This window comes from Vreelandella xerophytica (genome assembly GCF_968048975.1).
The window spans coordinates 3,205,309-3,217,138 of the sequence record NZ_OZ309106.1 but is presented as its reverse complement, the minus strand read 5'-3'; the positions used below and the strand labels follow the sequence as shown (position 1 = coordinate 3,217,138).

Genomic DNA, 11,830 nt, shown 5'->3' with positions numbered 1-11,830 from the left:
CAGTGTTCGATGTGAGGTATCCTATCCTGCATTACCCCTTGCTCACGCTTAAGCGCGTTGAGGCATTTGTCCTTTTTGCCTGACCTGAAGAGATCGCCATGGCCCGTCCCCGACAGCATGCGCCCGATGCCCTCCATGCGCAGGTCATGCACGCCTGCGATGAGTGGCTGGCCTCTCGGCCTGTCCACGGTTTATCGCTGCGTGCCCTGGCAAGGGAGGTAGGCTGCGCGCCGAGTACGCTGCTCAAGCTTTACGGCAGCTTCAACAATCTCCTCCAGCACGTCAATGTGGAAACGCTGGCGCGTCTGCAGCAGACCATTGAAAGCCTGGTGGAGGACGAGCCCGAGCCGTGGCTGCGTGCGCTGGCGCACGCTTACTGGCGCTTCGCCGAGCGCGGCTGCTATCGCTGGCAGCTGTTGTTCGACTATCCGCTGGCCCAGGAGGGCGAGCTGGACCAGCGCCAGAGCGATCTGATCGAGGCGCTGTTCACGCAGGTGGAAACATCGCTCACTCGCTACCAGCCCGTCCTGGATGACCTGGAAGCGCGTCGCCTGGGCCGCACCCTGTGGGGCAGCGTGCACGGTCTGGTGCAGCTTGGCCTGAACGAGCGTCTGGGCTACTGGCAAGGCCAGCAACTCAAGGTCGACGAGCTTTTGGATCAGTTGATGAGCACGGTGCTGGCGGGGCTTCGGGCCCAGGAAGCGCAGACGTGAAGAGGGTGATCAAGCCGATACGTTACGTACTGCGCTACGCCATCTACCTTGCCATGCGTTCAACCTATCGGCTGCGTATCCACGGCCGCGAATACGTGCCGGCCCAGGGGGCGGCCCTGGTCGTGTGCAATCACGTAAGCTTCATGGATGCGCTGGTACTGGGCGGGGGCAGCCCTCGGCCGCTGCGTTTCGTGATGGATCAGCCGATCTTCGACTCCCCCTGGCTCAAATGGTGGTTCTTGCTGGTCGGGGCGATACCGGTCGAGTCCGAGCGGCGAACCCCGGCGGGCCTGCGGCGCACGCTGGAAAAGGTAAGCGAGGCGCTTCGCCAGGGCGATGTGGTAATGGTCTTTCCGGAAGGGCGTCTGACCCCGGATGGCGAAATTCAAGCTTTTCGCCGTGGTCTCGAGACCATGCTGGCACGCGATAACGTTCCCGTGATTCCTGCTGGATTGTCAGGGCTTTGGGGGTCGTGGACCTCCCATTGCAATGGCAAGGCGCTCAAGAAGTGGCCTTCGCGCTTTCGCGCCCCGGTCACGCTCAACTTCGGGCCGCCCGTCATGATTCAGGAGGCCGAAGGAACAACGCTACGCCATCATCTGGAAGCTCGGGTGCGGGCGCTTAAAACCGCCGGCGATCAGGATGTCGCCCGGCGCCGAAAAACGCCCCATGGCAAGGCTTGAACGAACGTCAATCTAACGCCTTGGCAGGCGTATCATCGGCCAGCAGCGCGCGGAAGTGATCAGGTTATCGCGAATTTCCAGAATCTCCATTCGCGTAGTGCCGATCTGCAACGACGCAGGTCCTTCGGGAAATGCCTCCAGATGCTCCAGAATCAGCCCGTTCAGGGTCTTGGGGCCATCGGTGGGCAGCTGCCAGCCCAGCATCTTGTTGATCTCGCGAATGTTGGCGGTGCCCTCGATCACGTGACTGCCATCATCCTGCTGATGAATCTCTTCGTCTTCGGACACGTCGGTGGTGAACTCGCCGACGATCTCTTCGAGAATATCTTCGAGGGTGACCAGCCCCTCTACATCACCGTACTCGTCGACCACAATGCCGATGCGGCGCTTCTGCTTCTGGAAATTCAAGAGCTGGGTGTGTAGCGGGGTCGATTCGGGAATGAAGTAAGGCTCGCGCGCCTCTTGCACCACCGCCGCCTTGGTCACCTCGTCCCGGGAGAGAAAACGCGCCGCGTTGCGCAGGTGAAGCATGCCGATGATGTTGTTGATGTCGCCCTTGTAGACCGGAAGCCGAGTGTGCTGGCTGGTACGAATCTGCGCCAGAATCTCCTCCAGCGGGTCGTCAAGATCGATGCCCAGCACCTCGTGGCGGGGGACCATGATGTCGTTGACCGTCACGTTCTCTAGATCCAGGATCGACAGCAGCATGGCGCGGTGACGATAAGGGATCAGCGTGCCCGCTTCGTGCACCACGGTGCGCAGCTCGTCACGGGTCAGGCTGTCACCGCCGTTCTCCACGCTCTTGACTCCGATCAAGCGCAAGAGCCCGTTGGACACCGCGTTGACCAGCCATACCAGCGGGTAGAGCAGCTTCAATAAAGGCTCGAGGGCAACAGACGTGGGATAGGCGATACGCTCGGGCTTGATCGCCGCATAGGTTTTCGGCGTGACCTCGGCAAACACCAGAATGGTAATGGTCAAGAGCGCCGTCGAGATCGCAGGTCCCGAGACATCGCCGAAAAAGTGAATGGCGATGATGGTGGCAATCGACGCCGCCAGGTTGTTGACGAAGTTGTTGCCGATCAGGATGACGCCGATCAGGCGGTCAGGACGGGCGAGAAGGCGCATGACGCGTTTGGCCCGGCGGTCGCCACTGTTGGCCTGGTGACTGAGCCGGTAGCGGTTGATCGACATCATGCCCGTTTCAGAGCTAGAGAAGAAGGCAGATAGCAGTATCAACAGGGCTAAAAGGCCAAACAGTAATCCCAACGGGAAGTCGTCACTCAAGTCGAAAGTTCCTTAATGGCGTATCAAGCTCGTTTGTAGAAGTATGAGGAGGGTCTGTCAAGGACGCTCCCTCAAGGCGCGGCTAACGGTTGAGGACTATTTCCAGTACGAATTTACTGCCGAAATAGGCCAGTACCAGCAAGAGACCGCCCCCCAGCGTCCAGCGCACGGCGCGCATGCCCCGCCAGCCGAAACGGTAGCGGCCGATCAACAGGGTGGTAAAGATCACCCAGGCGGCGATGGAGAGCACCGTCTTGTGCACCAGGTGCTGGGCGAAGAAGTTGTCCAGAAAGATCAGCCCGCTGGCGATCGAGACGGTCAGCAGCAGCACGCCCGCCCAGACCAGCTCGAACAGCACCCGTTCCATGGTGGTCAAGGGGGGCAGCGACTGAACGATGCCCCGAATATGGTGATGACGAAGCGCCTGATTCTGAAGACCCAGCAGTACGGCTTGAGCCGCCGCGATGGCCAGCACTGCAAAGGCCAGCGCCGAACTCGCCGCGTGAATCAGAATGCCGGGTGTCATCCCCGTATGGCTGCCCTGGCTTGGCAGCCAGGTGGCGAAGATCAGCGCCACACCCGCCAGCGGAAACAGCGCGATACAGGCGTTCAGCACCGGCTTGAAGAGACTTGCCACCAGCACCACGTTCACCGCCACCGCCATCAGGAGCGTGGCGCTGGTGGTAAAGCCCGGCAGCAGCCCCGGCGATTCCCCCATCAGGTGCACCACTACCGGGATGTGCAGCAAAAGCCCCAGCGCGCCCAGAATACGTACCATGGTACGGCGTGGCGGCACCCGGCGAAACAACGTCATGCCCTGCCAGATGGCTGCGGCGATGTAGAGTACAAAAGCGATGGTGGCGAAAGGGAGCGCCTGCATGATGCTATCCGTGCGCTTCTCGCGCGTTAAGAAAAATCAGTGAGATTAGAGCCTAGCGCCTACTATAACCAATCGTAAAGCGTCGCACAGCACCGTGTGGCACTGCAGCCATAGAGACTCGCGCCTTGAGCGCGTATAATTGATCTCACACACGTCCGGCGGCGTATACGCCCGGCGGCAGCGACAAAGGCAGAGGCCCCATGTTCCAGAATCTGAGCGAGCGTCTTTCCCAGACGCTGAAGTCGATCAAAGGCCAGGCGCGCCTGACCGATGACAATATCAAAGACACGCTTCGCGAGGTGCGCAAGGCGCTACTCGAAGCCGATGTGGCGCTGCCGGTCGTCAAGGCCTTCATCGAGCGTGTGCGTGAACGCGCCGTCGGTCAGGAAGTGTCCAAGAGCCTCTCGCCGGGCCAGCAGTTCGTCAAGATCGTCCAGCAGGAACTCGAGGCGATCATGGGCGAGGCCAACGAAGGGCTCTCTCTCAAGGGCTCTCCTGCGGTTGTCCTGATGGCGGGCCTTCAGGGGGCGGGCAAGACCACCTCGGTGGCCAAGCTTGCCCGTTACCTGCGCGAGCGCGAGAAGAAAAAGGTCTTGGTCGTTTCGGCGGATGTCTACCGCCCGGCGGCCATCGACCAGCTGGAAACCCTGGCCAGGGAAGTCGAGGTCGACTTCTTCCCCTCGCGCTCCGATCAGAAGCCGGTGGATATCGCCGAGGCGGCGATCAAGCACGCCAAGATCCAGTTCCATGACGTGGTGCTGGTGGACACCGCCGGTCGCCTGGCGATCGACGAAGCGATGATGGCCGAGATTCAGGCGCTGCATAAGGCGATCTCGCCCCAGGAGACGCTGTTCGTCGTCGACGCCATGACCGGCCAGGACGCCGTCAATACCGCCAAGGCGTTTCACGAAGCGCTGCCGCTGACCGGGGTGATCCTGACCAAGGCCGACGGTGATGCGCGCGGGGGCGCGGCGTTGTCGGTGCGCCATATTACCGGCAAGCCCATCAAGTTCATGGGCGTGGGCGAGAAGGTCGATGCGCTCGAACCCTTCCATCCGGACCGCGTCGCCTCACGCATCCTCGGCATGGGCGACATGCTTTCGCTGATCGAGGAAGCCGAGCGCACGGTGGACAAGGACAAGGCCGCCAAGCTTGCCAAGAAGGTGAAAAAAGGCGACGGCTTCGATCTCGAGGATTTCCGCGAGCAGCTCCAGCAGCTCAAGAAGATGGGCGGCATGGGCGGCTTGCTCGGCAAGCTGCCCGGCATGGGACAGATGGCCGAAATGGCCCAGGGGCCCGGCCCGGAAAAGGAGATGGGCAAGCTCGAGGCCCTGATCAATTCGATGACCCCCAAGGAGCGTCGCAAGCCCGAAATCATCAACGGCTCGCGCAAGCGCCGCATCGCCGCCGGTGCAGGCCTTCAGGTGCCGGATCTCAACCGCCTGCTCAAGCAGCACAAGCAGATGCAGAAGATGATGAAAAAGGCCGGGCAGAAAGGGGGGATGCAGAAGATGATGCGGGGCATGTCCGGCATGATGGGTGGTGGCGGCCCGGGAGGTCCCGGCGGTCCCGGTGGGATGGGCGGCATGGGCGGGCCTGGAGGCTTGCCCTGGCGCTAGGTCCCAGCGCAGACACAAGAACGCCCGCCGGGGCCTGCCCGGCGGGCGTTCTTGTGTCGGGTCTACAGAAAGACGTGGCGGCGATACACGCTCACGGTCTGATCCGGGCCCAGGTAGTGCAAGGGGTAGCTGAAAGGCACCGGGCTGTGGCGGGGCGGGGCATCGCTTCCCGGGCTCAGGTGGTACTCAAACGCGGGGCTGCCCGCGACGCCGACGTAGTGCGGCCCCCACTGGGCATGAAACGGCTGGTGGATGTGTCCGCATAACAGGCGCTTGGGCGAGTCGGCCAGCAGCTCGGTAAAGCGCTCCTTGCCCTCGATCAGACTATACGGGTCCCAGTACGGGTTGCCGGTCACCACCGGCGGGTGGTGCATGACGATGACCGTCTGCGCCTGGGCATCCTGAATCGCCGCTTCAAGCCACGCCAGCCGCTCGGCGCAGAGCGCTCCCTGGGGCCTGCCCGGTACCACGGAATCCAGCCCCAGCAGCGTTACGCCGGGAAACTCCACCCGGGCGTTCAGAAACCCACCAGTACAAAGGCCGGCAAGTCGTGCGCCCAGGCCTTCGCGCATCGCGTCTCGGCGGTCGTGGTTGCCCGGCACGGCCAGAACCGGCATGGGAAGCGGGGCGAGCAGACGGTCAAGAACCCGGTAATCCTCCTGAGTGCCGCCGTCGGCCAGATCGCCGCTGATCACGACGATATCGGGCGGCGGGTTCAGCGCAAGGATATCCGCCACCAGGACGTCGAGGATCTGAAGGATGTCACCGCGAGCCTCGCCGGTTTCAGAGCGCTGCGTAAAAAGGTGAAAATCGGATAGATGGGCAATCAGCATGACGGGTGAGCTCGGGTAAACACCGGCCTAGCGGCCGATGCGGGATAGAACGTCGGCTTTGAGAAAACGCTCGATCACCAACATGAAGCCGATGGAGGGAATCAGAAGAATCAGCGCGGTAATGGCGGCGACCTGGTAATTCCCGCCCATGGAGGCGTTGAACATCAAAAGCGGCAGCGTGGTGATTTCCGGCGCGCCGACGAAAAACGTGCCGGTGAACTCATCGATACTGTCCAGAAACACGAAGATGGACGCGGCGAGCAGCCCCGGCAGCGCCTGAGGCAGCGTCACATCGAAAAAGGCGCGCAAGGGTGAGGCCCCCAGATTGCGGGCAGATTCTTCGAGCGAGCGGTCCACGGCGGCGAACGCGGCAGTGGCGATCCATACCGCATAGACGAGCCCCGGCAGCGTGTGCACCAGCACCACACCGACCAGCGTGCCGTTGAGCCCCAGTTGATAAAAGATGGCCGCGATATTGACGAAGATGGGCAGGTTGGGAAACGCCTGGGGCAACAGGAACAGCAGCATGATGGCGTGGCGGCCGGGCAGCGCCAGACGCGCCAGGGCATAGCCCGCTGGCACCGCCAGCGCCATGGCCAGCGCTACCGCCGAAAGAGCAACCGTAAGCGTGTTGAAAAGTGACGCCCAGGCCCCGGCGCGTGGACGAAAGACCCGCTCCCAGAAGCTGAATCCCCACTGGGTGGGCAGCGTGTTCGGATAGAACCACTGTTCGGCAAAGGCCCAGAGCGCCAGGTTCAAGAGCGGGCCGAAGATGATGAAGGCCAGAAGCCCTAGCAACAGGCCAAGGCCTAGGTGGGAGGCCCATCGCGTAGCGTTCATTGGCGAGCCTCCTGGCTGAGCGTCAGACGCAGATAGACCCAGGCGGTCACGGCGGTCAAGGCGTAGGAGAAGAGTCCCAGGGCGTTGGCGATGCCGTAATCGCCGTAATAGGTGATCCGGTGCGCCATCATGGTCGTCATCATGTTCGGGTTGCCCGACACCAGCATCATTGGCACAGAAAGCACCGAGAGCATGGCCACCAGCGATAGGATGAGCCCGACCCAGAGCGTCGGAGCGGCCTGGGGCAGCACGATGGTGAAAAGACAGCGCAGTCGCCCGGCGCCGAGGTTTCTCGCCGCCTCACTGTGGCTTTGTTCGACCGAGGCCATGGCCCCGGCCAGCAGCAGCGTGACAAAGGGGGTCTGCTTCCAGGCAAAGGTGAGGATTAGCCCCCGCCAGTCCAGAAAGCTCTGTGCGTCTTGCGCCGTCAACAGCCCCGTCTCGATCAGCGCGGTGTTCATCATGCCGTTGGTGGAGAGAAACGAACGCGAAAGCTGGCCGGCCACGACAAAAGGTATGAACAGCGGCCAGCGGTAGAGCCAGCGCAGCACGCGTACCGCCCAGGGCGTGGCGCCCAGCGTCAGATAGCCTGCAATGGCAATCGATAGGCCGGCAATGAGCAAGAGCGCCCCTGCGCTGACGCCGATGGAGAACACCACGTCGCGACCGTAAAGGGTGAAGGCGCGTGCAAGGTTGTCGAGGGTGAAACCGTCGCCGTCGTGAAAGGCGCTGACCAGCGAGCGCACCAGCGGCACCGCGTACAGCAGTACGATAGCCGTCATGGCCGGCAGAATCAGCAGTGGTCCGAGGCTTACCTTGAAACGCTGGCGGCGCGGGGTCAGCGCCACGGCATGAGAGGAAGAGGGGGTCATGATCGCTTTTTCCCAGTGAAGGGGGCGGTGTCGCCCCCGGGGATGAATCGCGCGAAGTTAACGGCTTACCTGGCGCTCGTAGGCTTCCAGAATGGCGCGAAAGTAGTCGGCCTGAGGCATGGAAAGGCCACGGCTGGCGAGCGTGTCGGGCGAGACGTCGGCGTAGAGTGCCTCCCACTGCGCCTCGCTCAACTCGTCGCGGACATGCTCGGCGTCGATGCCGGGAAACCAGTTGAACTGACCCACTATGCCTTCGGCCTGCACCTCGGGGCTGGTGGCCAGCGCAATGAACGCGGCGGCAAGATCGGCGTGTTCGGCACGCTCGGGGATGACGTAGTACATGGGTTGGCCGGGCATGCCGGGCTCGGGCAGCAGCAGGCGGAAGTCGGGGTTCAGACGCCCGTCGGCTTTCCAGGTGTAGTACATGTCCATCCACACCGGGCCCATGCTGATCTCGCCGCGGTTCATGGCGTCCATGGTGCCGGCGTTGCCCGGCGTCATGGTGACGTGTTCATTGAAATCACGAAGACCTTCCAGCGCCTCGGCCCAGTGCTCCTCCGCGTTCTCCTCCCAGGGGCCGTTTTGCAGCGTTTCCATCATGTCGGTAAAGGCGTACATCCAGCCGAAGACAAAGCCGACACCGGCCATGCCGCCCGTAATGCCGTTATAGCCGAATTCACCCGGATGCTCTTTCACCCACTCGGCAAGCTCGGCGTAGCTTTGGGGCGGTGCTTTTAGAAGTGCCGGGTTGTAGGCCAGGGCAATCTGGCTTTGAAACATCGGCATCACATAGCCCTGTACGTCCACGCCCAGCGCGTTGCGGGCGTTTTCGCTGCTGGCAAGCTCAGCGGTTTCCAGTTCGTCGGTGTAGGCGCTTAAAAGCCCCTCTTCCACCATCTGCCCGGCCATGCGCTGATGCACCACCGCCACGTCCACTCCCCAGGTTTCCTTGTTGCGCTGGGCATTCAGGGTCTCGTAGATCGACTGGCTGCCTGCATCGCCCGGGCCGGTGCCCAATGCCCTGACGGTGACCTCCGGGTGGGCCGCCTCAAAGCGGGGGGCGAGAAATTCGTTCACGTAGGTCACCATGTTGTCGTCACCGGCGGTGAAGACGTTCAGAGTCGTGGCGGCCGCCGCCTGGCCTGACAGGGCCGAAAGACCCAGAGAAAGACCCAGAGTAAGGGCGAAGACTTTCATGCGATATGCTCCTGTACGTTGAGTGATGGCAAATATCGGTGATCCGGCCCAAAGGGCATCAAGGCCTTCTGGGGTACCTGCAAGGTCACCAGGTGGCCAGGCTCGATCGGCGCGGGCGAGGATGCGCAGAGCGTCTGGCCTTGAGTTTCCAGGGTGACCTGATAGCCCTCCCCGGTGTAGATGCACTCGCTTACCCGCCCCTGGCGGCGCAGGGCGCCCCCCAAGGGGGCTTCGAGAATGCGCGCTTCGCGGGTGCGAAAGCCCAGCGTGGTGGCGTGTTGAAGGGCGGCGGGGTCCTCGGCGGTGCGCTCGATGGTGTTATCCACCCCCAGAAAGCGTGCGGCGTCCAGGTCGGCCGGGGTCTGGTAGAGCGTCGGGGGCGAGGCGACCTGCACCACGTGCCCGGCACGCATCAGCACGATCTGATCGGCCATCTGCAGCGCCTCTTCCTGATCGTGGGTAACCATGATGGTGGTCAGCCCCAGGGATTTCTGCAGACGACGAAGCTCGCCTCGCAGGCTACGGCGAATGGCGGCGTCCAGGTTGGAGAGCGGCTCGTCAAGCAGCAAAAGCGGTGGGTCGATGATCAGCGCCCGGCCCAGGGCGATACGCTGGCGCTGCCCGCCTGAGAGCTGGGTCACCGAACGGCTCTCGAAACCGCCAAGTTCCAGGCGCTCGAGCATGGCGCCGACGCGTCGGACGCGCTCAGGCTTTGGCACCCCGCGAAGTTTCAGCGGATAGGCCAGGTTGTCGCTCACGCTCATGTGCGGCCAGAGCGCATAGGACTGAAATACCATGGCGGTCTGGCGCTTTTCGGGTGGCAGGTGGGCAATCGAGCGCGCGCCCAGACGAATATCACCACCGCTCAACGGGGTGAAACCGGCAATGGCGCGCAGCAGTGTGGTCTTCCCGCAGCCGGAAGGCCCCAGCAGGCAGGTAAAGCTGCCCGGCGACACCTCAAGGCTTACGCGCTCCAGAATGCGCCGCTGTTTAAGGTCGACCGTTACATCGCTAAGGCTCAGTGCGTTCATCGTCACTGGCAGACTCCTCATAAAACACGTATTTTGAAAGCGCGTGCAAATAGTCAGTACGCCGATCTTAAAAGCGCTCCATGACGCTTTAATGTCGTTTTCAAAACAGCTTTTTAGAACAGCTTTTTAGAACGGTTTTCCCGAAAGACCTTTCAAGACGACCTGTTCAAGACGAACTTTCATCACGGCATCGATATCGCGCCTGGCGCTGGCCCGTATCGGCATACGCTGGAGGCAAACGATAGAGGGGATGTATGAAGCATCAGGTAAACCGTGTGACGGCCGACGACGTGGCGGCGGCGGCGGGCGTATCCAGAGCCATGGTTTCCCGGGCGTTCACGCCCGGGGCGTCGGTCTCGGTGAAAAAGCGCGAGCACGTATTGGCCGTTGCCCGCTCGCTCGGCTATCGTCCCAACCTGATCGCTCGAGGGCTGACCGGGCAGCGAACCGGGCTGATCGCGGTAGTGGTGGGGGATGTCTCGAAGCCTTATGAAGCCTGGCTTCTGGAGCATCTGCTTCAGGTGCTGACCCAGCGCGGCTACCAGCCGCTGCTGCTGCCTGCGGCCCGGGGCGGCAATATGCTGGACATGATCCACCACGCACTTGCCTACCAGGTGGACGGCGCGATCGTGGCAGCGGGGTCGGTGAGTCCTGAAGTGGCCGATCTCTGTCGGGCTTCCGGCGCGCCGTTGGTACTTGTCGGTCGCGTGCTGGAAAACGCTGGTGTGGACGCGGTGTGCTGTAACAATCAAGCGGGCATGGCGCAGCTCGTGGCGCGACTGGTGGGTCAAGAGCGCCGACGGTTTGCCTGGCTTGGCGGACGTGAAGACGCCTTTTCTGACCAGGAGCGCCAGCGCGGCAGCGAACGGGCGCTGGCGCAGGCGGGGCTTGAGTTTGTCGTCACGGCGCGGGGCGATTTCTCGTGGCCAAGCGGCGTCGACGCTGCGCGCACACTTTTAAGCGTGACCCCGCGCATCGACGCCGTTGTCTGCGCCAACGATGCCATGGCGCTTGGCGTGCTGGAAACCGCCCGACGCCTGGGTATTCGTGTTCCGGTCGAGCTGGCCGTTACCGGCTTTGACGACGTGCCGGCAGCGGCCTGGGGGCCTTGTCCGCTGACCACTATCGTCAACCCTGTGGAAAAGACCGCTCTTGAAGCACTGCGTCTTCTAGAGCAGCGTATTCTTGCGCCCGCTTTAAAGGCCGAGGTAGTACGCGTAGAGGGGGCGATGGTGGTGCGCGAAAGCGCATGATGTCTTTTGGGTATTGCACAGCAAAAAAAGCATGCTGGTAAAGGCGGGTGTGCGGTTGACGCGTTATGAGTTTTCTGGCTGTCAGGCTTTCCAAGTCGGGCGCACTTGCGTAGAATGCGGCCTCTTCATGCGTGGGTGTTGGCAAACGATGCGTCAAGCGCGCCGTTTTACCCTGCCCATGAAGCGATAAAAGGGTACAAAGCAAGCACTTGGATAAAGCAGTGACATCCAGGCAGGCAATGTACCGGAAAACTGCATGATGAGTGTTCTGATGGCGATCTACGCCATGCCCCACTCTCGTAACCTCAACCGAAGGATAGTTATCGTATGGTTACCATTCGTTTGGCACGTGGTGGCGCCAAGAAGCGTCCCTTTTACCACCTGACTGTTACCGACTCGCGTAACGCCCGTGATGGCCGTTTCATCGAGCGTATCGGCTTTTTCAACCCGGTTGCCCGTGGTCAGGAAGAGCGTCTGCGCGTCGATCTGGACCGCGTTGTTCATTGGCAGAGCCAGGGCGCCCAGCTCTCTGGTCGCGTTGCCGAGCTGGTTAAAGAAGCACGCAAGCAGGCCTGAGTCTGTTTGACGTTCGCAGGCAATACGAGCGGACAGCAATACGGTT

General features: G+C 62.2%; 12 protein-coding genes. 5 read left to right on the top strand and 7 right to left on the bottom strand.

Annotated elements, in window-relative coordinates:
- Positions 1–98 precede the first annotated feature (98 nt).
- Both ACWF8S_RS15060 and ACWF8S_RS15055 read left to right on the top strand, forming a co-directional pair.
- Positions 99–713 (top strand): TetR/AcrR family transcriptional regulator, encoded by a 615-nt coding sequence (locus tag ACWF8S_RS15060; RefSeq protein ID WP_447554216.1) that lies wholly within the window; start codon positions 99–101, stop codon positions 711–713.
- A gap of 53 nt (positions 714–766) precedes the next feature.
- Positions 767–1,396 carry a 1-acyl-sn-glycerol-3-phosphate acyltransferase gene (locus ACWF8S_RS15055; RefSeq protein ID WP_447556609.1) on the top strand — a complete coding sequence of 210 codons (630 nt, stop codon included), beginning with the start codon at positions 767–769 and terminating at the stop codon, positions 1,394–1,396.
- A 12-nt stretch (positions 1,397–1,408) separates the two neighbouring features.
- On the opposite strand, the gene ACWF8S_RS15050 is transcribed toward ACWF8S_RS15055, so the two are convergent.
- The gene (locus ACWF8S_RS15050) at positions 1,409–2,683 is read right to left on the bottom strand and encodes an HlyC/CorC family transporter (RefSeq protein WP_447554214.1); all 1,275 of its coding nucleotides are present in this window, start codon (positions 2,681–2,683) and stop codon (positions 1,409–1,411) included.
- Between the two features lie 82 nt (positions 2,684–2,765).
- The gene (locus tag ACWF8S_RS15045; protein WP_447554213.1) at positions 2,766–3,563 is read right to left on the bottom strand and encodes a cytochrome C assembly family protein; all 798 of its coding nucleotides are present in this window, start codon (positions 3,561–3,563) and stop codon (positions 2,766–2,768) included.
- Positions 3,564–3,763: 200 nt separating this feature from the next.
- Between ACWF8S_RS15045 and ffh the strand changes: the two genes are divergently transcribed.
- A complete protein-coding gene (gene ffh / locus ACWF8S_RS15040) occupies positions 3,764–5,182 on the top strand; it encodes a signal recognition particle protein (RefSeq protein WP_447554212.1) in 1,419 nt (472 codons plus the stop codon).
- A 62-nt stretch (positions 5,183–5,244) separates the two neighbouring features.
- Here the strand turns inward: ffh and ACWF8S_RS15035 are convergent, their stop codons facing one another.
- From ACWF8S_RS15035 to ACWF8S_RS15015, 5 genes are read right to left on the bottom strand one after another with little or no spacing between them, the layout of a single operon-like run.
- The gene (locus tag ACWF8S_RS15035) at positions 5,245–6,015 is read right to left on the bottom strand and encodes a metallophosphoesterase (RefSeq protein ID WP_447554211.1); all 771 of its coding nucleotides are present in this window, start codon (positions 6,013–6,015) and stop codon (positions 5,245–5,247) included.
- 27 nt (positions 6,016–6,042) lie between these two features.
- The gene (locus ACWF8S_RS15030; protein WP_447554210.1) at positions 6,043–6,855 is read right to left on the bottom strand and encodes an ABC transporter permease; all 813 of its coding nucleotides are present in this window, start codon (positions 6,853–6,855) and stop codon (positions 6,043–6,045) included.
- Positions 6,852–7,727, bottom strand: a complete 876-nt coding sequence (locus ACWF8S_RS15025; protein WP_447554208.1) for an ABC transporter permease — start codon at positions 7,725–7,727, stop codon at positions 6,852–6,854. Before ACWF8S_RS15025 ends, ACWF8S_RS15030 begins: the two co-directional genes overlap by 4 nt.
- 57 nt (positions 7,728–7,784) lie before the next feature.
- On the bottom strand, positions 7,785–8,924 hold the full coding sequence (locus tag ACWF8S_RS15020) for an extracellular solute-binding protein (protein ID WP_447554206.1): 1,140 nt from the start codon (positions 8,922–8,924) through the stop codon (positions 7,785–7,787).
- Positions 8,921–9,955, bottom strand: coding sequence for an ABC transporter ATP-binding protein (locus ACWF8S_RS15015; RefSeq protein WP_447556608.1), 1,035 nt, complete (start codon positions 9,953–9,955; stop codon positions 8,921–8,923). Before ACWF8S_RS15015 ends, ACWF8S_RS15020 begins: the two co-directional genes overlap by 4 nt.
- Before the next feature lie 254 nt (positions 9,956–10,209).
- On the opposite strand from ACWF8S_RS15015, the gene ACWF8S_RS15010 reads away from it, so the two are divergent.
- Positions 10,210–11,208 (top strand): LacI family DNA-binding transcriptional regulator, encoded by a 999-nt coding sequence (locus tag ACWF8S_RS15010; RefSeq protein WP_447554205.1) that lies wholly within the window; start codon positions 10,210–10,212, stop codon positions 11,206–11,208.
- A gap of 327 nt (positions 11,209–11,535) precedes the next feature.
- A complete protein-coding gene (gene rpsP, locus ACWF8S_RS15005) occupies positions 11,536–11,784 on the top strand; it encodes a 30S ribosomal protein S16 (protein ID WP_007111767.1) in 249 nt (82 codons plus the stop codon).
- Positions 11,785–11,830 lie beyond the last annotated feature (46 nt).